21 protein-coding genes and 1 pseudogene are annotated in these 21,425 nt (G+C 62.7%); 11 read left to right on the top strand and 11 right to left on the bottom strand.

Features of this window, described 5'->3' with window-relative positions:
* A pseudogene (locus VMA74_RS07430) lies at positions 1-304 on the top strand (fructose-bisphosphatase class I); the annotation flags it as partial.
* 83 nt (positions 305-387) lie between these two features.
* On the opposite strand, the gene VMA74_RS07425 reads toward VMA74_RS07430, so the two are convergent.
* From VMA74_RS07425 to VMA74_RS07415, 3 genes are all read right to left on the bottom strand, one after another.
* Positions 388-1,257 carry a hypothetical protein gene (locus VMA74_RS07425; RefSeq protein ID WP_325366000.1) on the bottom strand — a complete coding sequence of 290 codons (870 nt, stop codon included), beginning with the start codon at positions 1,255-1,257 and terminating at the stop codon, positions 388-390.
* A 269-nt stretch (positions 1,258-1,526) separates the two neighbouring features.
* Complete coding sequence (locus tag VMA74_RS07420; protein WP_325365999.1) at positions 1,527-2,405, bottom strand: 2OG-Fe(II) oxygenase; 879 nt, start codon at positions 2,403-2,405, stop codon at positions 1,527-1,529.
* Positions 2,406-2,605: 200 nt separating this feature from the next.
* Positions 2,606-4,663, bottom strand: a complete 2,058-nt coding sequence (locus VMA74_RS07415; RefSeq protein WP_325365998.1) for a M3 family metallopeptidase — start codon at positions 4,661-4,663, stop codon at positions 2,606-2,608.
* 105 nt (positions 4,664-4,768) lie between these two features.
* On the opposite strand from VMA74_RS07415, the gene VMA74_RS07410 reads away from it, so the two are divergent.
* Both VMA74_RS07410 and VMA74_RS07405 read left to right on the top strand, forming a co-directional pair.
* Positions 4,769-6,535, top strand: a complete 1,767-nt coding sequence (locus VMA74_RS07410; protein WP_325365997.1) for a patatin-like phospholipase family protein — start codon at positions 4,769-4,771, stop codon at positions 6,533-6,535.
* Between the two features lie 9 nt (positions 6,536-6,544).
* Positions 6,545-7,081 carry a gamma carbonic anhydrase family protein gene (locus VMA74_RS07405; RefSeq protein ID WP_325365996.1) on the top strand — a complete coding sequence of 179 codons (537 nt, stop codon included), beginning with the start codon at positions 6,545-6,547 and terminating at the stop codon, positions 7,079-7,081.
* A gap of 12 nt (positions 7,082-7,093) precedes the next feature.
* On the opposite strand, the gene VMA74_RS07400 is transcribed toward VMA74_RS07405, so the two are convergent.
* The 5 genes from VMA74_RS07400 to VMA74_RS07380 form a co-directional block, all read right to left on the bottom strand.
* The gene (locus VMA74_RS07400; RefSeq protein ID WP_325365995.1) at positions 7,094-7,612 is read right to left on the bottom strand and encodes a hypothetical protein; all 519 of its coding nucleotides are present in this window, start codon (positions 7,610-7,612) and stop codon (positions 7,094-7,096) included.
* A 144-nt stretch (positions 7,613-7,756) separates the two neighbouring features.
* Complete coding sequence (locus VMA74_RS07395; RefSeq protein ID WP_325365994.1) at positions 7,757-8,053, bottom strand: hypothetical protein; 297 nt, start codon at positions 8,051-8,053, stop codon at positions 7,757-7,759.
* A 102-nt stretch (positions 8,054-8,155) separates the two neighbouring features.
* On the bottom strand, positions 8,156-9,868 hold the full coding sequence (locus VMA74_RS07390) for a peptide-N4-asparagine amidase (RefSeq protein WP_325365993.1): 1,713 nt from the start codon (positions 9,866-9,868) through the stop codon (positions 8,156-8,158).
* Positions 9,869-10,120: 252 nt separating this feature from the next.
* Positions 10,121-10,957 (bottom strand): shikimate dehydrogenase, encoded by an 837-nt coding sequence (gene aroE / locus VMA74_RS07385; protein ID WP_325365992.1) that lies wholly within the window; start codon positions 10,955-10,957, stop codon positions 10,121-10,123.
* A 126-nt stretch (positions 10,958-11,083) separates the two neighbouring features.
* Positions 11,084-13,525 carry a TonB-dependent receptor plug domain-containing protein gene (locus tag VMA74_RS07380; RefSeq protein ID WP_414649578.1) on the bottom strand — a complete coding sequence of 814 codons (2,442 nt, stop codon included), beginning with the start codon at positions 13,523-13,525 and terminating at the stop codon, positions 11,084-11,086.
* 341 nt (positions 13,526-13,866) lie between these two features.
* Between VMA74_RS07380 and VMA74_RS07375 the strand changes: the two genes are divergently transcribed.
* Positions 13,867-14,124 carry a hypothetical protein gene (locus tag VMA74_RS07375; protein ID WP_325365990.1) on the top strand — a complete coding sequence of 86 codons (258 nt, stop codon included), beginning with the start codon at positions 13,867-13,869 and terminating at the stop codon, positions 14,122-14,124.
* Positions 14,125-14,272: 148 nt separating this feature from the next.
* Here the strand turns inward: VMA74_RS07375 and VMA74_RS07370 are convergent, their stop codons facing one another.
* The gene (locus tag VMA74_RS07370) at positions 14,273-15,757 is read right to left on the bottom strand and encodes a RimK family protein (protein WP_325365989.1); all 1,485 of its coding nucleotides are present in this window, start codon (positions 15,755-15,757) and stop codon (positions 14,273-14,275) included.
* Positions 15,758-16,042: 285 nt separating this feature from the next.
* On the opposite strand from VMA74_RS07370, the gene VMA74_RS07365 reads away from it, so the two are divergent.
* A complete protein-coding gene (locus VMA74_RS07365; RefSeq protein ID WP_325365988.1) occupies positions 16,043-16,519 on the top strand; it encodes a GNAT family N-acetyltransferase in 477 nt (158 codons plus the stop codon).
* Positions 16,520-16,561: 42 nt separating this feature from the next.
* On the opposite strand, the gene VMA74_RS07360 is transcribed toward VMA74_RS07365, so the two are convergent.
* Together VMA74_RS07360 and VMA74_RS07355 are read right to left on the bottom strand one after the other, a co-directional pair.
* On the bottom strand, positions 16,562-16,837 hold the full coding sequence (locus VMA74_RS07360) for a hypothetical protein (RefSeq protein ID WP_325365987.1): 276 nt from the start codon (positions 16,835-16,837) through the stop codon (positions 16,562-16,564).
* A gap of 112 nt (positions 16,838-16,949) precedes the next feature.
* The gene (locus VMA74_RS07355) at positions 16,950-17,639 is read right to left on the bottom strand and encodes a hypothetical protein (protein ID WP_325365986.1); all 690 of its coding nucleotides are present in this window, start codon (positions 17,637-17,639) and stop codon (positions 16,950-16,952) included.
* Positions 17,640-17,747: 108 nt separating this feature from the next.
* Between VMA74_RS07355 and lptM the strand changes: the two genes are divergently transcribed.
* The 6 genes from lptM (at position 17,748) to hslV (ending at position 21,419) form a co-directional block, all read left to right on the top strand.
* Positions 17,748-17,939: an LPS translocon maturation chaperone LptM gene (gene lptM, locus VMA74_RS07350; protein ID WP_325365985.1), complete on the top strand. Its 192-nt coding sequence runs from the start codon at positions 17,748-17,750 to the stop codon at positions 17,937-17,939.
* Positions 17,940-17,955: 16 nt separating this feature from the next.
* Positions 17,956-18,792: a diaminopimelate epimerase gene (gene dapF / locus VMA74_RS07345; protein ID WP_325365984.1), complete on the top strand. Its 837-nt coding sequence runs from the start codon at positions 17,956-17,958 to the stop codon at positions 18,790-18,792.
* Positions 18,793-18,853: 61 nt separating this feature from the next.
* Positions 18,854-19,537 (top strand): DUF484 family protein, encoded by a 684-nt coding sequence (locus VMA74_RS07340; protein ID WP_325365983.1) that lies wholly within the window; start codon positions 18,854-18,856, stop codon positions 19,535-19,537.
* Between the two features lie 8 nt (positions 19,538-19,545).
* On the top strand, positions 19,546-20,433 hold the full coding sequence (gene xerC / locus VMA74_RS07335) for a tyrosine recombinase XerC (protein ID WP_325365982.1): 888 nt from the start codon (positions 19,546-19,548) through the stop codon (positions 20,431-20,433).
* Positions 20,434-20,440: 7 nt separating this feature from the next.
* Complete coding sequence (locus tag VMA74_RS07330; RefSeq protein ID WP_325365981.1) at positions 20,441-20,773, top strand: GlpM family protein; 333 nt, start codon at positions 20,441-20,443, stop codon at positions 20,771-20,773.
* 112 nt (positions 20,774-20,885) lie between these two features.
* On the top strand, positions 20,886-21,419 hold the full coding sequence (hslV, locus tag VMA74_RS07325; protein ID WP_325365980.1) for an ATP-dependent protease subunit HslV: 534 nt from the start codon (positions 20,886-20,888) through the stop codon (positions 21,417-21,419).
* Positions 21,420-21,425: the final 6 nt, after the last annotated feature.

The following is a 21,425-nucleotide window of genomic DNA, read 5'->3' as shown; positions in this document are numbered from 1 at the left end:
CAACATGCGCTGGGTCGCCTCGATGGTGGCCGACGTGCATCGCATCATCACGCGCGGCGGCGTGTTCTACTATCCGCTGGATGCCAAGATCAAAGCCAAGGGCGGCAAGCTGCGGCTGATGTACGAAGCCAATCCGATGGCTTTCATCATCGAGCAGGCAGGTGGCGCGGCGACGACCGGCCGCGAACGCATTCTTGAGCTACAGCCGACGGGGCTGCATCAGCGCGTGCCGGTGTTTCTCGGCTCCCAGAAGGAAGTCGAGGTGGCTACGCATTACCATCTCGAATCAGACAACGCGCGTTGATGGCGCCGATTACAGGGCATGGCGCATCAATGGCCCAGCCCAGCGTTTAGCTGGGCTGGGCTGTTCATTTCATTGAAGTGATTTTATGGACTTACTTGGTGAGAGCAGATGAGCCCCGTTGCGTCCGGCTTGGGTACGCAGACAACGGCATCGATAAGCTCCGAATTGCCTATCTGCCAATCAATCGAACCGCCCAACCTTTCTATATGTGTACCGAAATGATCCATATTGTCTCCACCCTGAAGTAATCCTCTCCACGTACCACCAGTGCTTCCGTGCTCAGGAACAACCTGATTTTTTGGGGTACGGCCACGATCATTCAGATATTTAGCGGTGTTACTTCCTTCTGTAAAATTGTACTCGTACATTACTTTGCTACCGTCAGCAAAGACGATCTCCACCTCAACGGTCGGCTGGGATTTCAAGCCAAGCATCGATTTGGATATCTGGAATCCATTGTCAGCAATTAATTTTGAAGCATCCCAAGCGTGCAAATGCGTAGCTATGGAATCACCAATTTGACCTCGCAGATTGGAGTCCCAGGCTACGTCATATGCGGTAGTTGAACTATTAACGCCGGGGACATCTAAATTTGCGTAGCTCACGCTAGCAAGCGCGCGCATTGTGCCGCCGGTTGCGCCAAAAAACCACGCCGCAGAACTTATACCCGCCGAAAGATCTGCCGGGGTCGGTATCTCTATGGCCTCTAAGAGATCGGGAGAAGGATCCGGCTGCTGCGGAACGCCAGGTTTGACTTGCACGCTATAACTGTAGTGTATACCTGTCTGTAAATTATAAACAGTGTGATCGCCAATACCCAGGTAAGTTCTTGCGTATTCTTTAAACAACTGAGGGGTATTACACCAATTGCATTCAATGACTGTAGCCGACCCCGTTGATGACATTGCAAGACTTGATAGCGCCATGGTCACCATAAAAAACCATTTATACATAAATGATCTCCTCTCATTACGGTGCTTTACCAGATAAAGCGCCTTCACGTAGAAGATCAAACCGCGTTAACCACATCAAGTGGCGACACCTAATTTTTGTGTCGGCTTAAGACTCCGCCTATGTCTGAATTCGCCTGCGTAGCACTCGGTTTTTTGCGGCCATTATCTAATCCGCTATCGCGCTACAGATGTTGGCATTTCACCTCAGGGCTGGGATGAAATCCCAGCATCGCCATCGGTAAAGCTAAGATTTCATCCAGCCTACGTAGTTACGCGGTGACTTCACCATACCGCCGCTGCCGCATCCACTTCGTCACGATCCATTTTTCGCCGCGCGTCACCGGCGAGCCGCCATGCAAGGTCAGGCGATCGAGCTGGTTGTGGCTATTGGTGTATTCGAAATAGACGGCTGAACCTTTTTTGGGCACCACTTCCAGGCCGATCTCGGGAAAGATGGTGGTGCCGCCCTCTTCCACTTCGTTCAAGTACATCACCATGGTGGACACGCGCTGGCCGCCGATGGTCATCTGCACCTGGCTGCCGGGATCTTCCGGCGGAAAATAATCGAAGTGCGGTTTGTATTCGCCGCCAACGCCGTAATGCAGAATCTGCAGACCTTCGCCGTTTTCCACCGGCCAGTTCATCACTTCGGAGATGCGCCGGTCCAGGCGCGCGATGAACGGATCGGCGTTGAGGGTGAAGAAGGTGCCTTCGCTGCTGCGGTCGGCAATGACTTCGTGCTTGCCGGTAAGCGGATCGACGGTGGTGGAGCGGCGCATCTTGTCGGCGGAGCGGCGAATGAGTTCGTCGCATTCCTCTTCGCTCAGTACACCGTCGAGCACGGCGATCATCGGGCGATTCACCCGTGTGACGATACGGACGTCCCGATCGGAGGTGCGAATGAGATTGCCGGCGTGAAGCCGCGGCTTTTCATAGACGTAGCCGCCAGCCGGCTTGGCTTGCGCTTGGGGCTGCGAGGTGCCGACGAAAGGGCCGCTCATCACGCCATTGACCGCAGCACGCGCGAACACGGGATCGAAATGGTTGCGCACCATGTCGTCGATCAGCGACTGCGGGGCACAGCCGCGCGAGAGGTTTTCCTGGATCCAGTTGTGCCATTCGGGGGGCAGGTGCGTGATCGCGTTCATCGCAGAGTCCTCAGGTCCACAGCGCTATCGATTCGGTACGGATGTGCGCCGCCGATGGTCGCAGGGCGGGGCGCAGGCGATTGTGAACCTGTTGGGCCGATAAGTGGGAGGGCGCGGCCTGCTGCCGCTCGCTGCGCTCGCACCCCACCCTGGCCCTCCCCTGCTAGCAGGGGAGGGAACGGTTCGTCGCGAAATGAGCCTCACGCCAGCCCATGGCTGCGCAGCAGCGCCTCCGGCTCCGGCTTGCGCCCGCGGAACGCGATAAAGCTCTCGATCGCCGGCCGGCTCGCGCCCACCGCCAGGATTTCACGGCGGAAGCGTTCCCCGGTGGCCGGGTCGATCACGCTTTGCCCGTCGCGCGCATGCTCTTCGAATGCGCCGAACGCATCCGCGCTCAGCAGCTCAGCCCATAGATAGCTGTAGTAACCGGCTGCGTAGCCGCCCGCAAAGATGTGGGTAAAGGCATGCGGAAAGCGTTGCCAGGCCGGCGGATGCAGCACCGCCACTTCGTGGCGCGCCTGCTCCAGCACAGTGAGCGTACGCGCACCCTTGGCGGGGTCGTATTGCAGATGCAGCAGGAAATCGAACAGCGCGAATTCCAGCTGGCGCACCAGGAACAGGCCGGCGTGGAAGTGCCGTGCCGCCAGCATGCGTTCGAACAGTTCGTCCGGCAAGCGTTCACCGGTTTGCCAATGCTTGGCGAACATGTCCAGCGCTTCGCGGTTCCAGCCGAAGTTCTCCATGAACTGGCTGGGCAATTCCACCGCATCCCATTCGACGCCGTCGATGCCGCCGACGGACGGCAACGGCACTTCGGTCAGCAAGTGATGAAAGCCGTGGCCGAATTCGTGGAACAGGGTCAGCACGTCGTCATGCGTGAGCAGAGCGGGGCGGCCTTCGGTGGGCGGCGCGAAGTTGCAGGTGAGGAAGGCCACCGGCAGTTCCAGCTGCGTGCCATCGTCGAAGCGGGCACGGCACACGTCCATCCATGCGCCGCCGCGCTTGCCGCTGCGCGCGTAAAGGTCGATGTAGGCGCCGGCGAAGATGTGCCCGTCGGCGTCGACCACGTCGTAATAGCGCACGTCGGGATGCCAGACGTCGATGCCGTCGCGCGGTTTGAGCGTGATGCCGTAAAGCTTCTGCACCAGGCCGAACAAGCCGTCGATCACCGCCGGCAAGGGAAAGTACGGCTTGAGCTGTTCCTCATCCAGCGCGTATTGCTTCTGCCGCAGTTTTTCCGCCGCGTAGGCGACGTCCCAGGCTTCGAGGTTGTCGATCTTCAGTTCGTCGGTGGCGAAGTCGCGCAGCATGGCGAGTTCTTTCTGCGCGACCGGCTTGGCGCGCGCAGCCAGGTCACGCAGGAAGCCCAGCACCTCATCCGGCGTGCCAGCCATCTTGGTGGCAAGCGATTCTTCGGCCGCATTCGCAAAGCCCAGCAACTGGGCCGCCTCGTGGCGCAGGGCCATGATCCTGTCGATGCGCGCGGTGTTGTCGTACTTGCCGGCGTGCGGTCCCTGGTCGGAAGCACGCGTCTGGTAGGCCCAGTACACGCGTTCGCGCAGGCCGCGGTTGTCGGCATAGGTCATCACCGCTTGCACGCTGGGTTGCTTGAGCGTGACCAGGTAGCCTTCCAGGCCTTTTTCCTTCGCATACTGGCGCAGCACGGCGCGGCCCGATTCCGGAATGCCGCCCAGGTCGCGTTCGTCGGTGATGTGCTCCTGCCAAGCGTCGGTGGCGTCGAGCACGGCGTTGGAAAACTCGGTGGAAAGCTTGGACAGCTCCACGCCGATATCGCGGAAACGCGAGCGCGCCGGTTCTTCCAGCGCTACGCCGGAGAGCTTGAAATCGCGCAGCGCGTGTTCCACCAGGGCGCGCTGCGCGCGCGCGAGCTTCGCGAAATCCGGCGCATCGGCCACCGCTTGCACGGCCGCGTAGAGATCGCGGTTCTGCCCGACTTCGATCGAGTAGTCGGTGAGCATTTCTTCGGCCGGGCCGTAGACCTTGCGCAGGGCTTCGCTATCGGCCACCGAATGCAGGTGCGAAACGGGCGACCAGGCATGCGCAATGCGCTGGTCGAAACGCTCCTGCGGCAGCATCACGGATGTGAAGTCGCGCGCCGCCCCGGGCGCCGTCAGCGCGGCGATGCCGGCACGGCCTTCGGCCAGCAGGGCTTCGACCGCGGGCAGTATGTGTTCGGGCTGGATGCGGGAGAACGCGGGAAGTGCGCTGTCGGCCAGCAGGGGATTGTCTTGGCTCATGGTTTCGCTCCTTACAGAACCGGAAGGGTGCTGGTGCAGCACGGCGAAATCAAGCCGGCCGCAAACCCCATACGATGTCATCGCGCCCGTCGTACCATCGCGCGCATGCTACCTGCCGACATCCCCGCCCTGATCAGCCGTATCCCGCTGTTTGCGCATCTGAGCGATGCGCAGCGGGCGGCATTGGCCGGCTACTTGCACTGGATTTGCCTGCCTGGCGGCCAGTATCTGTACCGGGCCGGCGAAGTGGCCGATGCCCTGTACTTGTTGCGCAGCGGCAGCCTGGGCGTGTTCGATGGCCCTACCGAGCTGATCCGGCAAGTGGCGGCGGACGATTGCGTGGGCGAGATCAGCCTGCTGGGCGGCGAGGCGCTGCGCTACAACGTGCGCGCGCTGCGCGATTGCGAACTGCTGCGGCTGGACCAGCAGCATTTCGAACAACTGATCGAACACCACCCGCGCGCCATGATGGGCATGGCACGCCAGGCGGTGGATCGGCTGATCCGCCGTGAACGCCATGTGGAACCGCCGGACAAGCCGCGCACCTTTGCGATCCTGCCGGTGGATGCGAGTGTGCCGGTGCGCGGCCTGGCCATGCAGCTGGCCCAGGCGTTGGAGACCTTCGGCAGCTGCGTGGTGATCGATGCCGAGCATGGGGCCAATCGCGGCAGCGACTGGTTTGCCGAGCGCGAGGCACAAGCGCGCTTCGTGATCTATCTGGACAGTACGGGCGATGCCTCTTGGCGACTGCGTTGCCTGCGCCAGGCCGACGTGTTGTTGCTGCCCGCGCTGGCAGCACAAGCGCCCAGGCCGTGGCCGGAAGCCGCGCCGGGCCATCCGGCGCGCGTGCGGCATCGGCCGCGCCATCTGTTGCTGATCCATCCCGCGCATCGCGTGCTGCAAGGGGCCGCCCGCCGCTGGCGGGCGCTATTCAGCGGGGACATTCACCATCACCACCTTTGCGGCGAAAGCGATATTCCACGCATCGCCCGCCTGATCAGCGGCCATGCGCGCGGCCTGGTGCTGGCTGGTGGCGGCGCGCGCGGCCTGGCGCATCTGGGTGCCTTGCGCGCCTTGCGCGAGGCCGGCCATGACTTCGACGCCGTCGGCGGCACCAGCATCGGCGCCATCATCGGCGCAGGGGTCGCCAATATGTGGAGCATCGACGAGATGATGCGCGTGTATTACGAATCGTTCGTGCGCGGCAGGCCACTGTCGGACTGGACGCTGCCGCTGGTGGCGCTGACGCGCGGACGCCGTGCGGCGATCATGCTGCGGCGCGCCTTCGGGGCGATCGACATCGAAGATCTGGAACGTCCTTTTTTCTGCATTTCCACCAATCTCTCCGGCCAGGGCAAGGTGGTGCATCGCCATGGACCACTGTGGCTGTGGCTGCGTGCGAGCAGCTCGATTCCCGGCATTCTGCCGCCGGTGTTGCATCATGGTCAGGTGTATGTCGATGGCGCGCTGGTCGACAACCTGCCGACCGACGTGATGGCGGAGGACGGCATTGCCCACATTACGGCGGTGAGCATTCACGCAGACATCGTGCTGCGCGCCCAGACCGAGGAATTCGCCACGCCATCGTGGTGGCGACTGTGGTTTCGCCAGCGGCGCGGCGTCGGCTGGCCGCGGCTGGTCTCTACGCTGACCCGTGCGGCGATGGTGAACAGCGAGGAGACCAGTGAGCGCTGCCGCGATCAGGCGGATGTGCTGATCACGCCACCGCTGGAACACGTGGGCATGCTCGACTGGCGCGACTGGCAGCTGGCGCTGGATGCCGGCTACCAGGAAACCCTGCGCGTACTGGAAGAGCAGGAACGCAATCCGCCGCCGGCGAGCGACACGGCACGACTTTCGCTCGAAGGCTAAAATGAGTCGATGAATTCCTTGCGTTCCTTCAAGGGCATCCTGCCCACCCTCGGCGTCCGCACCTACGTCGACCCGGCCGCCACCGTCATCGGCGACGTCGTGCTGGGCGATGACGTTTCCATCTGGCCGGGCGCGGTGCTGCGCGGCGACGTGAATCACATCCGCGTCGGCGCGCGTAGCAATATCCAGGACGGCACCATCGTGCACGTGACGCACGATGGCCCGTATTCACCCGGCGGCTTTCCCACCGTGATCGGCGAAGGCGTCACCATCGGCCATGCCGCGGTGATCCATGCCTGCACCATCGAGGATTACTGCCTGATCGGCATGCACGCGGTGGTGCTGGATGGTGCGCTGGTCAGGCGGCACGGTTTTGTCGGCGCCGGCAGCGTGGTGCCGCCGGGCAAGGTGGTGGGCGAGGGCGAGCTCTGGCTGGGCAATCCGGCCAAATGCGTGCGGGTGCTGACCGACAAACAGATCGAGCAGCTGCACTATTCGGCGGATCACTATGTGCGCTTGAAAGACGCGTACCTGGGCGAGAGCTGACGGCGCGACCGGTTAATTCCCGCCAGCCTGCTGTGCCTGGATGCGTGCCGCTTCCGCCTCGTGCCTGCGCCGCTCGATCACGCGCTGCGCATCGAGCACGCTACCGAGCAAGGCCAGCTTGTAATTGTGCGAATCGTATTGGCGCAGCAGGGACAGCTCGCGCTGCGCTTCATCCAGGTCGCCGCTGTTGATGGTGCTTTCCACCACATCGCAGGCCGGCTTGAACGCGTCGCGCAAGCGGCGCTGCGCCACGGCATTGTTCGGGTCGAGCTGCAGCACACTGAAATAGAACTCGTAGACATTGCTGCCGACCGGCGCGACCAGGCGTCTTTCCTGGTAGGCCTTGTCGGCCAGATCCAGCATCACGCCCACTTCGCTGCCGTCGTTGGCGGTATGGCCTTCGGCCGCATGGCCTGCCATATGCCCGTGCGCATACCAAAACCCGCCACCGATCAACAGCAGCAACAGCGCGCCGAGCACGACAAACAGCAAACCGCGCCGGTTCGCCGGGGAGGAAACGGAAGAAGACATGCTGGCCTGCGCTTTGATCCTGGAACAACACCGCCTGGGGGAAATGACGGTGCCCTGTGGCGGTCAGGCTAACGCGGCTACGTGTCAGTAACGTGACTCTGGCTGTCGGAGATGACAGCTAGAGTCACGTTACGCGAGCGATGTTCAGTGGAAATCGCCGCCGATGATGCGCCCATCCTTGTCCAGCGTGGGGAAGAAGCGCGAGTTGTCGTAGCGAATTTCCATGCTGCTGATCGTGCCCGGCAGCATCAGCTGCACGCCCGGGTACATCTTCTTGAATTCCGCCTGCGTCGGATGCGTGTTGATGAAGCTCTGGAACGCGGCCAGATCGGTGACGCCGTGCTTGTCGATCCGCGTACCGTCCGGACGCGTGCCATGGTGGCAGCCTGCGAGCGCAACGGCTGCGCCAAGAACGGAAAGAACAAGCAAACGGGTACGCATCGGTAAGGGCTCCAGTGAGCAAGGGCTCAAGTCAGATGCCGGCAAACCTAGCATGCCGGCGCCCCCTCAGACCATCGGAGGGGGCGCGCGTTCACGGCTGCGTTACCAGGGCAGCAAGCTGTCGCCCAGATACGGCGAGCCATCCGGATGCGCAAACCACAGCACGCGGTTCTGGCCGCCTGGGCAAGCCTTCCCCGTGCTATAGGCCGTCACCAGGTTGTTCGCCGAGCTGACGCTGCCGCTGTAGCAGCCACCCAGCGAGTCCTTGAACGCAAAGTCTTGCGTGGTCTGCTGGCCGCTGTGGCCGGTGATCTCGAAGCTGCTGTTGATGAGCAGCGTGTCGGAACCCGCTACCTGGTTGTGCACGTCGGACGAATACAGCGGGAAACCACCCAGGCTCAGGCCGGCATGCTGGTCGTAGCCCTGCTTGACCGAGGTGAGGATCGAGTAGCTGCCATCCGGTTCGTTGGTCTGGTTGTAGTCCACATGCAGCGGGTAGCTGAAGTTGGCCTCGAATTCACCGCTGAGGAACCTGCCGATCCTGCTCCGGCTGACGCCTTGCACCGTGGTGAGCTGGTCGCTGATCTGGTGGAAGTCGGTGGCGGTGATGTCGAAGGTCTGCGTGTCGGCAAAACCCACGGTCTGGTCCACCGTGGTGGTCACGCGGCCGTGCGAGGTATTTGCATAGCCCTCGATCACGAAGTGACGGCTCAGCTTGGTGGTGATCGCACCCGTGACATTGCCGGACGCATCCTGCGTCAAGGTGCTGCCGATGGTCGGCGTGGGCGGCTGGCCAACCAGGGTGTTGCTGACCACCGCGCCGGTGACCTGCTTGGCATGCGCATCCTGGTACACCAGCAGCGCAGCGGCCGCGGAGAAGTAACTGTTCGCACCCTGCACGCTCACCGCCACGGTATGCGGCGAGCCGCTGCTGAGCACGCCTGCGAACGGTGTGAGGTCCACGCGATACGGCATGAAATTCAGCGTTTGCACACCGGGCGTCGGCTTCCAGATGAAGAGATCGATGCCACCGGTGTAGATCCACGGATATACCGGCGCCACCCCGGCCGGCTGTCCGTCGATACTGACTTCCGCCTCGCGGAAATTGCCGCCGCCGCACTCCTGCGTTTCGGCGGCATATTGATCCGGCACGCAGGTGTACCAGAATTCATCGCCGCTCTGGCTCTGGGTGAACACATCCAGATACGCGCGCTCGACGTTGCGCGGCAGTGTGAGCGTGGCAGCCATCAGGCTGCTCGAATTGTTCAAGGTCACCGTATTGCCGACCGGATCGCTGCCCAGCGAGTACACCGCGTCCGGCACCCGCGGCGCCGGCGCGACGACGGAAGCCGGGTAGAACAGCAGGCGCGCGCTGCCGTGGATCACGCCCGTATAGGTACTGTCGACCAGGTTGTAGATCACCGCCTGGCCTTGGCCACCGTTACGGAACAGCGCGCTGTAATCGGTCAGATCGCGTTCGACGTGCCAGCTGGGCGCCAGACTGGAGCCGGGCTCCTGCGTCGTGCCGAAATAGATGTTCACGCCGCCCAGCCAGATCGAGGCCGTGCGGTCGTACTGCACGCCCGCCGTCACCGAGAAGTCCGCTTCCAGCACCACCTTGGCCCAATGCGTGCCGCAACCCGCGGGCGGCGCATAGCTATAGGGACGCGTGCCGAAATCATTGAACGTGTCGTCGCTGAAAAGCTGCACCACGCACGGCTGTCCCGGCGGACGCGGCACGCTCGGATCGGCGACGGTGACATTGCCCGAACCAACCGGACTACTCGGCGCCGCCTGCGCGACACCACCCAACATCAAGGAAAACCCGGCGACCGCCAGGCAACGACTTAAACACCCCTTCGGCAACATGGTGCAACTCTCCCCACAAGTGATGCCCCCCGTCCGCCGAAGTTAGCATGCCGCTTGTTTTGGAAGTGCCAAATTTGCTGGCTGTCAGAAGTGTCGCGCAGCGTCTCTGGAGACAGCTTCTGAGGCACGAATGAAACCGCCCGCAACAGATGGCATTGAGGCGAACCCGCGGGGACACTGCCGGCACGACATGCGTGCTTACGAACCCGCTGCACGCAGCGACTGATACACCGGCTCCGTATCCGGCCGCCTGCCGTGCCACAGTTCGAACGCGTCGGCCGCCTGCTCTACCAGCATGCCGAGGCCGTCATACGCATAGCGCGCGCCGCCGGCGCGCGCCCAGGCCAGAAAGCCGAAGGCGGATTTGCCGTAGCCGAGGTCGTAGCAGGTGGCGCGCGAGCCGACCAGCGCGACCGGCAAGCTGAGGGATTGGCCAAGCGTGCCGGCCGAGGTGGCGTTGACGATCAGGTCGAAGCTGCCGATGTCGGCAAGGTCATCCCAATAGCGCGTATGCACGCGCGCGGGTTCGCCCATGGCGTCGGCCAGCGCGTCGGCCGCTTCGGGTGAACGGTTGACGATGGTCAGCGTTTGCACGCCTGCTTCGAACAGCGCCCAGGCCACGGCGCGTGCCGCGCCGCCGGCGCCGAGCAGCAGCGCATCGTGACCGCGCAGGTCGAGATCGTGCCGATCGGTGAGGTCGCGCACCAGTGCACCGCCGTCGGTGTTATGGGCAGATAGACGTCCATTTGCAAGACGGGTCAGCACGTTGGCGGTGCCGGCGCGCGTGGCGGCTTGCGTGCGCTCCTCGGCCAGCGCGAAGGCGGCGGATTTGTGCGGCAGGGTGACATTGGCGCCGCGGCTGTCTTCATCGCTGAAGAAATGTTTTACCGTTTCGGCAAAGGCTTCCGGCGTCGCATCGATGGCGCGGTAGTCCAGCGCAATGCCGAATTGCCGGGCGAATGCCTGGTGGATCTGCGGCGACAGGCTATGCGCGATCGGATGGCCAAAGACGGCAAACTGCAAGGGTCGTGACATGCGGGGGCTCCTGCGTAGTCGGCCATTGTATGCACTTTGACGCCGCCCGGTTCCAGCGCGCGCAAGTCCTGCTTGCCATCGCGTCCCTCCCCTGCGCACAGGGGAGGGAGAGCGTGCGTTGCTTGCTTACCAGCGATAGGTCACCTTGCCGTACCAATAGCGTCCGTCGAAACCGAACGGTGAAAGGGCCGAGTATTGCAAGCCGTTGGCGCGGTCTTCGTAGCCGCCGTTGTTCGACAAGGCTACCTTCGTCGGGTATTGATTGGTGACGTTGTCGACGCCCGCAGCGAAGATCCAATGCTCCAGGCTGTAGTTGACGGACAGGTTCAATAACCAGCGCGCCGAGAACTTTTGGCCGACCAATCCGATATCCGGATCGGAAACATCGGTGACCGAACCGTAGCGGGTAAGGTCGGCATGCACATTCCATCCACTCTTTTCCCAATCGGTGTACAGCACGTACTTGGTACGTGGCGTGCCTTTGGTGAGCAGCCCTTGGTTGTAGGGACCGAGCAGGGCAGGGTTGCTGATCGACTCGATGTACACCTGGTTGTAGTTGGCGCTGATGCCGTTGTTCAGGCGACCCCAATCACCCAACGCCTGATTGTAGTTCAGCACCAGGTCCGCGCCGCGTGTGCGCGTATCGCCACCGTTGACGAAGAACTGCAGCTGCGCAATCTGCGGGAAGTCGGGGTTGGTGTTGGTGAGCGGATCGCTGTAGAGAATCTGGTGCCAGATGCGGATCTGGTAAATATCCAGCGTGGCGTTGAGCTGGTCGAAGGGCGTGTAGACGGCGCCGATCGAATAGTTGGAGGATTTCTCCGGCGTCAGCGGCTTGGCGCCATAAGCGATGGCCAGCGGGTTGTCCGGTCTCAACGTGCCCACTTGCACGAGTTGTCCGTTCGACACCAGGGTGACGGTGGAGCTGTAGTTGACCTGCGCCATCGACGGTGCGCGAAAGCCGTTGGAAGCGGTTGCCCGCAGTGCGAACGTATCGGTGAGCTGGTAGCGGCCGGAAAGCTTGCCCGATACGACCGAGCCGACGCCGCCGGAATAGTCCTCGTAGCGCGCGGCCGCACCGGCGGAGAATTTATCGGTGATGTCGCTTTCCAGATCGACGTAGGCCGCATAGTTGTGGCGGCTGAAACTGCCGGCGAGATCCGGCGTAATGCCTGGCCATACCTGCGAACCGCCCGGATAGACGTTACCGCTGGGATCGAGCGTGTTCGGGTTGAAGTAATAGGACGCCGGGTCGCCCGCGCCTACGTCGTATTCGTCCTTCTTGTACTCCAGGCCCCAGGCGACGGTCATGCCGTTCTTGAGAAAGTTCGGGCTGAATTCGCGTGATGCGTCGAAGTCCAGCACGCCAAGCTTGGTGGCGTATCGCCCGGCATTGAAGGATGTCGGCGAATAACCGGTGGAATGGTACAGATTGGTATTGATGGAGTTGATGATGTCGAAGGTGAGATCGTTTTCGCCATAGCTGCCCGACAAATCCCAGTTCCAATTCCAGGCTTGCCCTTTCAGTCCCAATGTACCCTGATAGTCACGCGTAGGATTGACGATGTTCGGCAGGAACCCGTCCGGATAGACCGACGTCACATTGCGATCGGGATTGTTCCACATGCGCCAGTAGCCATTGGACGTCACGTCACGCTTGCCCATGATCAAGTCGCCGTAGAGCTGGACGCCGTCGCCAAGCGTGTATTCCATGTTGAGCACGCCCTGGTACACCTTCTCCGCCGGTTCACCATAGCGTTGATATGGCGTTGGCGGCGGATACGGCGTGTTGACGAAATCACGTGGCGGGTAATTGAAAGTGGGGTCGGTGTTTTCGGCGCGGTTGGTGTTCATCACGCTTTGGTAATTCCAGGAGAACCGCATCCAGCCTGGCGCCTTGCCCTGTTCGCCGCCGAGAGGAATCGCTACCGATCCTTCCACGCCGTTATTGGCGCCGTCGCCGACATCCATGACGCCGCCGTATACATCGACGCTGTTCTTGCCCGCGCCGGGCGCACCTTTGAGGATGATGTTGATCACGCCGGCAATGGCGTCGGAACCGTATTGCGCTGAAGCACCATCGCGTAGCACCTCGATGTGGTCGATGGCTGCCATCGGAATCGAGTTGAGATCCACCGGCGCCGAACCGCGACCCACGCTTTCGTTGTAGTTGACCAGCGCGGAGGTGTGATACCGCTTGCCGTTGACCAACACGAGTACGTCGTCCGGCGAAAGGCCGCGCAAGGTGGCCGGGCGCAATGCATCGTTGCCATCGTTGATGGCCGGATGGGGGAAATCGAGCGACGGCAGCAGTCGGTTGAGCGCGGTGGCCAGATCGCCGGCGCCGGTCGATGCCAGGTCCTTGGGTGTCAGCACATCGATGGGTGCCAATGAATCGTCCACCGTGCGCGTCGTACTGCGCGTACCCGTCACGACGACTTGTTGCAGTTGCTTGGTGTCGTTGCCTTGTGTGCTGCTGGTGTCTTGGGCATGCACTAACGGTGCGCAAACCAATGCAGACGCTACCGATAGCCACAGCGCATGCCGCCGAAACGACGACGTATGCAAATCAATGGGCATGAGTTACCCCTCCCCGCTATTAGAGATGAAAGAACAAACCAAGAATCGATTGGAATGGCGTGTCTCCCCGACACGCTGACATGCACTCCCCTGGTGCTGTCGATTTCAAAGTAGGCCGAAAGTCATAGGCTGGTCAAGGAATGTGTGCAAGCACATCTTGCTTTGCGATCCGATGCACAGTTGTGCGACTCGTTTGTAAGCTCCAGGCAAGTTCGCGAAGCATGCATACACATCGCATTGACATGCGCGGGCAGACATCGGTGTTGCATCGCAAGCTGTGAGACGGGCGCCGGGCAAGCTGTCTCCCTCGCGCAGCCTTGGAGTTCGTCATGCGTCACCCGCCGATCGATCCCAGCCGTCATCCACGTCTTCTCGCCATTGCGTTGCTTTGGTTGTTCGCCGGCAGCGTGTTGCTTGCGACAACCGTCGTTCCCGCCCATACCGATTTGCTCGGATGGACCCCGTTCTTCTGGCTGTTCGCGGCGCCGCTTGCCGTGGCGCTCACGCTGGAACCCCGTTTGCCACGGCAATTGCTGAATCTGCGCAAGCAGCGTCGTCGCAGCGCAGCGCAGTTGATCTGGAACTGATTCCGCTTGGCAGTGGAGCCGTTGCGGCCGGAGTGCCGCATCCCGAGGATGATCGCCGGTTGGAAGGGAGTGGTCGCGGCCTGGCGGTCAGCGCGAAGGAATGCGCCAGCGATTCCGGTTCACCCAGGGATGGGTGACCGGAATAGCCCTACGCGATCAATCCCATGCGTTTGCGCTCCATGCGGCGCAAAAACTCCTGCATGATGCGCCGATAGAGATCGTCACCCAGATACCGGTCTTCGATGCCAGCATCGATGGATGGATTGTCGTTCACTTCGATCACCACGACCTTGTCGCCGACCTGCTTCAAGTCCACGCCATACAGGCCATCGCCGACGGCGCTGGTCGCCTTGAGCGCCAGCTTGACCACTTCAGCGGGTGCATCGCGAACCGCGATCGTCTCGAAACCACCGGATTTGTCAGTGCCCTTCGCACCGTGGTTATAGATCTGCCAATGACCGCGCGACATGTAGTATTTGCATGCGTACAGCGGCTCGCGATTGAGCACGCCGACGCGCCAGTCGAAATCGGTGTAGACGAATTCCTGCGCCAGCAACAACGCACTGTGCTGGAACAGTTCGCTGGCCGCTTTTTCCAGATGGTCTTCGCTTTCCACCTTGACCACGCCGCGCGAGAACGAGCCGTCGGGAATTTTCAGCACCAACGGAAAGCCGAGTTTTCCGGCCGCGTCATGCAAACCCTTGGTGTCGTCGCGATAAAGAATCTCGGTGCGCGGCACGGCGAGCTTGCGCGAGACCATCAAGTCGTTGAGGAAGATTTTGTTCGTGCAGCGCAGGATCGAACTTGGATCGTCCATCACCACCATGCCTTCGCGTTCGGCGCGATGGGCAAAGCTGTAGGTGTGGTTGTCGCTGGCAGTGGTTTCGCGAATGAAGAGTCCGTCGTATTCGGCCAGGCGCTGGTAGTCGTTCTTGCCGATCGGATCGACTTCGATGCCCAGCTCCTTGCCGGCGGCAATGAACGACTTCAACGCCTTTTTGTTCGACGGCGGCATGGCTTCGTTCGGATCGACCAGCATGGCCAGGTCGTAGCGATACAAGCGCCTTGCGCGAGGCTTGCGCCAAAGTTTCTTGGAGAAGCGATCGAGTTCGGTGGCGAAGGCGTCTTCCTGGGCGTCGTCCAAGGTGTGCAGGCCAACCGGCTTCACCGACGAGATCTGCCACACGCGCTCGCGCTCGAATTCGATGCGCAGCAACGGGCAGGGGTAGGTTTCGAAGACCTGCCGCGCCAGGTCTTGCAAGGCGGGATAGGCGGTCTCGCCGAAGTAGACCAGGATGCCGAAGTCGGTGGTGTCGCGTCCGCCCGCCGGCAGGAAATGCGTGAGCTTGGCGTTGAGGTCGTCGATGGCCAGGCCGTACAGCGAGCGGCGGCGCAGATCATTCACCGTGCGCACGGACGGCATCACCCGGTGTCCGCGTGCTTCGGCCAACAACGAGACGTAATAACCCGTGCCCAGGTACTTGTAGCTGCGGCACAGGTTGATGACGTGGGTGCGCTCCTCGTCGCCGCCGACCGGCTCGCGCAGGTAGTCCATGGCGGTGACGACGTCGACGGATGGATAGTAGGAGCCCCAGTCGGAAGCTTTCTCGACGACGATGACGAGTCGGGTCATGACACCTCAAAAAGACAGCAGGTGGAACGTCGTCGCGTGGGGGAACGCGAGGCGGCGCTGCGCAAGGCGGCAGTGTCTTGCAGCTTGGCGCGGCGCACAAGGGCAGGCGGTGAAGCGGGCCTAAATGAGGAACGGCCAGCCGCGGCAGGCCGGCGCCAAAAAGCGCAGGATTTGCGGCGGCGGCTTTGGCTATTCCCTTCTCCCTATTCCCTGCATCAGCCACCTGCACTAGAGTGCCGCGCTTCCCCCGACCCACCCTGCCACCGAGCTTCGCGAGTACCACTGATGACACCATCGCCAGCCACCGCCGCCGTGCGGGTGCGCCGCGCCGAACTTTCCGATCTCGATGACCTGGTCGCGCTGGAACAGGCCACGTTCGACAGCGACCAGATCAGTCGTGCACAGTTTCGCCGTCACCTCGATAGCGATTCGGCGCGGGTGCTGGTCGCCAGCGCCAACCGCCGCCACTTTCTGGGCACGGCGACGGTGTTTTTTCGCAAGGGCAGCCGCGTGGCACGGCTGTATTCGATCGCCAGCCTGCCGGAAGCCCGCGGCAAAGGCGTGGGTACGGCGCTGGTCGAAGCGGCCGAAGCGGCAGCGCGCCAACGGCGCTGCCAATCGCTGCGGCTGGAGGTGCGCACCGACAACCACAGCGCGATCCGGCTGTACGAGCAACTGGGCTACGACCGCGTCGGTCCGGTAAAGCAGGGGTTCTACGAGGACGGTGCCGACGCTTTTGTCTATGAGAAGACGCTGGCGTGAAAAAGGCCTCCCGTGTGGGAGGCCTTTTCGTAACCGCAACGCTTAGTGATGGTGTTCGTTGGAGGTTTCCGCCGCCTGCTTGAGTTCGGCATTGGCCTGGTCCAGCAATTCCTTGGCGCGCGCAGCGTGACCGCCCAGGTCGAACTCGTTGGCCTGCTGGGCGGCAACGACGCGCTTGTAGGCCTGATCGACCAGGTGCTGCGCAGCAGCCAGATTCGGATGGCGCCTGCCGCTGACGTCGCGCACCGGCTGTTGGGCGGCGGCGGTGGCGAACACGGCGAGGCCGGCGATCATGCCGATGAGTGCAATGCGTTTCATGTTTCTCCCCTTTCGTATCTGCAGAGCAGGTTGATGGTGGGCAGAATCTAGCAGCGCTTTATGACAGCGGCCATGAGCGAAATCTTGCGGCATAGGCGTCGGTTCATCCGGCTTAGCCACCGAGCGGGCGGCCCATGCGTTGCGCCGTGCCCTCGTCGGGGCGCGCCACCAAGGCGCCGGTGCGCATCAGGCTTACGCTGTAATGTCCGCCGTCGACCAGCGGCAAGAAGGCACCGCTGCCGAATAACGTATCCACCTCGGGGAACCAGTGCGGTATCTGCTTTTTCAGGTCCAATAGATCGCCTGCGCCGGCCTGGCTGAAGTCGATCACCGTGCGCGGCGCGGTGGTTTCCTGGCTGGCGTCGTCATAGCGCCCGGAGATGCGATCGAGCCGGTACAGCGGCGGCAAGCCGGCAAGCATGGCTGGCAGCTTCCACTTCAGCACGATGGCGTCGACCTGGAAGTCGTCACCGTCCAGCATGAGGTTGCGCGTATCGCCATCCGGCCAGGTGAGAGTCAGCGCCCAGCGTTGCGGCGACAGGATGTGCGAGTCGATCTGCACCACCGGTTCTTCTTCGCTCAGGAAACGGTAGCCGCGCAGCGACATCGCCATGCCGCCAAGCAGCGCGGTCACCAGCAAAAACACCACCAGCAATACCGCGTGCCCGGTGGCGGCAAAGTGGCGGCGGTTGCGTAGGTGCTGGCGCGCCGCCAGCCACTGCACCAGGGCAAGCAACAACACCACGCCCGTGAGGATGGCGAGCAGGGTGGTAGGCAGGCGCAGCACTTCGTTCCAGTTCATGGGGTACTCCAGAAAAACGTCTACATGTCCTTTGCGGCGCGCACATGATAACGGTGGCGGCGTCGAGGCTTGGCTATACTGCAGGCGTTTTCCGAGGGATTCCCATCCATGCGCCGATCGATTCTGCTGCTGCCGACCTGCCTCGCCCTGGTGGCGATCGCCGGCTGCGGCAACAAGGGCCCGCTGTACTATCCCAAGCCCGCGCCGCCTGCCGCGCACCCGGCGCCCGCCCCGGCGAGCACGACGCCAGCCCCGGCCAGCGCCAGCAGCGTGCAGACCAAGCCGCTCGGCGGAAGCTGATGACGCGATCGACCGCATGAGCCTGCGTTTCACCAAGATGCACGGCGCAGGCAACGATTTCGCCGTGATCGAAAGCCGCGACGGCGCGCTTGCGCTCGATCCCGCCACCATCCGTGCGATGGCCGATCGCCATACGGGTATCGGCTTCGATCAGTTGTTGAGCGTGGAACCGGCGCGCGACGGCATGAGCGCTTTCTATTACGGGATCTGGAATGCCGATGGCTCGCCGTCAGGGCAATGCGGCAACGGCGTACGTTGCGTGGCGGCGTGGCTGCAGCGCGCCGGCTTGCTGGCGATCGGCGACACGGTGCGTATCGAAAGCCCCTCCGGCCCCGTGGCCGTGCGCGTGGTGGATGCGCAGCGCGTGACCGTGGATATGGGCGAGCCGATCTTCGAGCCGGCGCAGATTCCATTCGATGCAGCGCGTGTTGCCCAGCGCTATGCGCTGGAATTGGACGGTCAGCCGCTGGAGATCGGTGCTGTATCCATGGGCAACCCGCATGCCGTGATCGTGGTAGATGACCTACAAGCGCCGATGCTGGAACGCCTTGGCCCTGCGGTGACCCGCCACGCGCGTTTTCCGGAAGGCGTCAACGCCGGTTTCGTGCAGAAGCTGAGCCCCACGCATGTGCGCCTGCGCGTGCACGAACGCGGCTCCGGATGGACGCTGGCCTGCGGCACCGGCGCCTGCGCGGCCATGGCCGTGCTGCGGCACCGCGGCGAGCTGGCGGCGCAGGTGCGCGTCGATCTTCCCGGGGGCACGCTCGAGATCGATTGGGCCGGTCCCGGCGAACGGCTATGGATGACCGGGCCTGCAAGTTTTGTTTATGAAGGTGAGTGGCTGAGCGATTGAGGTTGATGCGCGCGCCTGTCCATCGCACACTCCGATCCAGGGTTTAGAGAGGTTTCCACGCATGTCCAACGCCCTGCTCGACGAAACCATCAAAGCCGGCGACGTGGCTGCGTATTTGCGGCAGCATCCTGGCTTCCTCAGCGATTACCCCGAACTGGCAATGCTGCTGACCCTGCCGCGCGAGCACGGTGCCGTGGCATCGCTTGCCGCTTACCAGTTGCAGGCCTTGCGCGACAGGAACGGTGAGCTGGAACGCAAGTTGGCCGAGTTCACCGCCATCGCCGCGGAGAATGAGCGCCTGATGCAGCGCGTGCACGACCTCAACGTGGCCGTGCTACGCGCCAACACGCCGGAAGTGGCGGCGCGCAGCGTGGTGGCCAGGCTCTCGGAAGACTTCGGCACCGACCACACCCGCCTGGTGTTGTTCGGCAGGCTTACCCTGCCCCCAGCGGACTGGCTGATGCTTGAGCCTGAGGGTCGCGGTGGGATGCCCGAATTTGCCGATTTCCTGGGTCATCACGAACCGATTTCCGGCCGCCTTTCCGCTGAGCGCCTGCACCGCTTGTTCGGTGCTCAGGCGCCGCACATCAAATCGGCTGCGCTGATGCCGCTGGGCGAGCTGGGATTGCTGGCCTTGGGCAGCAAGGACGCCGATCACTTCCAGCCGGGCATGGGCACGGTGTTCCTGAAGATGATCGCCGCCACCGTGACGGCAGCCTTGGCGCGGATCCAGGACGGCGCTTGAGTACACCGATGCAAGCCCAACCACAGGTCGAGGCATGGCTCGCACGGTTGGGCAGCGAACGCAAAGCATCACCGCATACGATCGAAGGTTACCGCCGTGACCTGGACAAGCTGCAGCGCTACATGCAGAAGCTGCAGCTCACCGCGTTCGAGCAGCTGCAGCCGCACCACATGCGCGGCTTCGTAGCCGCCGAGCATCGGGGCGGCTTGTCGCCGAAAAGCCTGCAGCGGCTGCTGTCCTCGTGCCGCAGTCTGTTTCGCCAGCTGATGCGCGAAGGCATGCTGGCGCACGATCCGCTAGCCGGCGTGCGCGGACCGAAGGTGCACCGTAAATTGCCGCAGGTGCTGGACGTCGATGAGGCCACCGTGCTGGTGGAAGGCGATGGCAACGGCGATGCGCTGGGTGTACGCGATCGCGCGATGCTGGAACTGTTCTATTCCTCCGGCCTGCGTCTCTCAGAACTGACAGGTTTGCGTTGGTTGGATCTGGATCTGGATGCCGGCGAAGTGCGTGTGCTCGGCAAGGGCAGCAAGACACGCATCGTGCCGGTGGGCCGGCATGCGATCGCTGCGCTGCGTGCCCTGGGTGAAGCCGAAGGCCGCGCGCCCGATACACCGGTCTTTCGTGGCCGCAACGGCGCGCCGATCAGTCCGCGCACGGTGCAGGCGCGCATGAAAACCCTGGCCCTGCGCCAGGGCTTTGCCAAGCACGTGCACCCGCATCTGCTGCGCCACACCTTCGCCAGTCACATGCTGGAGTCGTCGGGCGATCTGCGCGCCGTGCAGGAATTGCTCGGCCACGCCGATATCGCGACCACGCAGATTTACACGCATCTGGATTTCCAGCATCTGGCCAAGGTGTACGACGCCGCGCATCCGCGGGCGCGCAGGAAGTGACGGCACGATGAACCTGCTCATCAAGGCGCTGATCGGTGCGTTGATGGTGCTGCTGATCGGCGTTCTGTCGCGCACGCGCAATTACTACATCGCCGGCCTGCTGCCGCTGTTTCCCACCTTTGCGTTGATGGCGCACTACATCGTCGGCAGCGAACGCGGTACGCATGATCTGAAAACCACCATCCTGTTCGGCATGTGGGCCGTCGTCCCCTATCTGGCTTATCTGGCAAGCCTCTACGGGTTGGTCGACCGTTTCCGGCTGGTGCCGGCGTTGCTGATGGCGCTACTGGTATGGACGCTCACTGCCGCCGGAGCGGTATGGCTGTGGCAAAGGCAGTGAACTTGCCGGGCCGATCCTGACACGACACCACGCATCCAGCGGCGGCCTCGCCGGCTTGGATTCCTGCAACGCGGCCCCACCTCTGCGGGATTCACTGTTTACGGAGTCCTGCATGGAATCCTTTCACGCCACCACCATCGTTTCGGTGCGCCGGCATGGCCGCATCGTGATCGGCGGCGACGGCCAGGTCACACTGGGCAACACCGTGATGAAGGCTAACGCCCGCAAGATCCGCCGACTGGGCAAAGGCGATGTGCTGGCCGGCTTCGCTGGCGCCACCGCCGACGCGTTTACGCTGTTCGAACTGTTCGAGCAAAAGCTGGACAAGCACAGCGGCAACCTTACCCGCGCCGCCGTCGAGATGGCCAAAGAGTGGCGCACCGACCGCCGCCTGGGCCGGCTCGAAGCGATGCTGGCGGTAGCCGACAAAGATGCTTCGCTGCTGATCTCCGGCAATGGCGATGTGCTGGAACCGGAACACGGCCTGATCGCCATCGGTTCCGGTGGACCTTATGCACAGTCTGCCGCGCTCGCGCTGATGGAAAACACCGAGCTCGACGCACGCGCCATCGTGGAACGCGCGTTGAAGATCGCCGGCGACATCTGCATCTACACCAATCACAACACCACGATCGAAGAGCTTTGATGGAAG

Source organism: Dyella sp., assembly GCF_035508675.1.
Lineage (GTDB): Bacteria > Pseudomonadota > Gammaproteobacteria > Xanthomonadales > Rhodanobacteraceae > Dyella_B.
Note: the sequence above shows the minus strand (reverse complement) of the source record. Positions and strands in the feature narration are given on the sequence as shown.

Coding starts and splice junctions, on each gene's coding strand:
- VMA74_RS07425 (WP_325366000.1), bottom strand. CDS start 1,257: ATGTATAAATGGTTTTTTATGGTGACCATGGCGCTATCAAGTCTTGCA.
- VMA74_RS07420 (WP_325365999.1), bottom strand. CDS start 2,405: ATGAACGCGATCACGCACCTGCCCCCCGAATGGCACAACTGGATCCAG.
- VMA74_RS07415 (WP_325365998.1), bottom strand. CDS start 4,663: ATGAGCCAAGACAATCCCCTGCTGGCCGACAGCGCACTTCCCGCGTTC.
- VMA74_RS07410 (WP_325365997.1), top strand. CDS start 4,769: ATGCTACCTGCCGACATCCCCGCCCTGATCAGCCGTATCCCGCTGTTT.
- VMA74_RS07405 (WP_325365996.1), top strand. CDS start 6,545: ATGAATTCCTTGCGTTCCTTCAAGGGCATCCTGCCCACCCTCGGCGTC.
- VMA74_RS07400 (WP_325365995.1), bottom strand. CDS start 7,612: ATGTCTTCTTCCGTTTCCTCCCCGGCGAACCGGCGCGGTTTGCTGTTT.
- VMA74_RS07395 (WP_325365994.1), bottom strand. CDS start 8,053: ATGCGTACCCGTTTGCTTGTTCTTTCCGTTCTTGGCGCAGCCGTTGCG.
- VMA74_RS07390 (WP_325365993.1), bottom strand. CDS start 9,868: ATGTTGGGTGGTGTCGCGCAGGCGGCGCCGAGTAGTCCGGTTGGTTCG.
- aroE (WP_325365992.1), bottom strand. CDS start 10,957: ATGTCACGACCCTTGCAGTTTGCCGTCTTTGGCCATCCGATCGCGCAT.
- VMA74_RS07375 (WP_325365990.1), top strand. CDS start 13,867: ATGCGTCACCCGCCGATCGATCCCAGCCGTCATCCACGTCTTCTCGCC.
- VMA74_RS07370 (WP_325365989.1), bottom strand. CDS start 15,757: ATGACCCGACTCGTCATCGTCGTCGAGAAAGCTTCCGACTGGGGCTCC.
- VMA74_RS07365 (WP_325365988.1), top strand. CDS start 16,043: ATGACACCATCGCCAGCCACCGCCGCCGTGCGGGTGCGCCGCGCCGAA.
- VMA74_RS07360 (WP_325365987.1), bottom strand. CDS start 16,837: ATGAAACGCATTGCACTCATCGGCATGATCGCCGGCCTCGCCGTGTTC.
- VMA74_RS07355 (WP_325365986.1), bottom strand. CDS start 17,639: ATGAACTGGAACGAAGTGCTGCGCCTGCCTACCACCCTGCTCGCCATC.
- lptM (WP_325365985.1), top strand. CDS start 17,748: ATGCGCCGATCGATTCTGCTGCTGCCGACCTGCCTCGCCCTGGTGGCG.
- dapF (WP_325365984.1), top strand. CDS start 17,956: ATGAGCCTGCGTTTCACCAAGATGCACGGCGCAGGCAACGATTTCGCC.
- VMA74_RS07340 (WP_325365983.1), top strand. CDS start 18,854: ATGTCCAACGCCCTGCTCGACGAAACCATCAAAGCCGGCGACGTGGCT.
- xerC (WP_325365982.1), top strand. CDS start 19,546: ATGCAAGCCCAACCACAGGTCGAGGCATGGCTCGCACGGTTGGGCAGC.
- VMA74_RS07330 (WP_325365981.1), top strand. CDS start 20,441: ATGAACCTGCTCATCAAGGCGCTGATCGGTGCGTTGATGGTGCTGCTG.
- hslV (WP_325365980.1), top strand. CDS start 20,886: ATGGAATCCTTTCACGCCACCACCATCGTTTCGGTGCGCCGGCATGGC.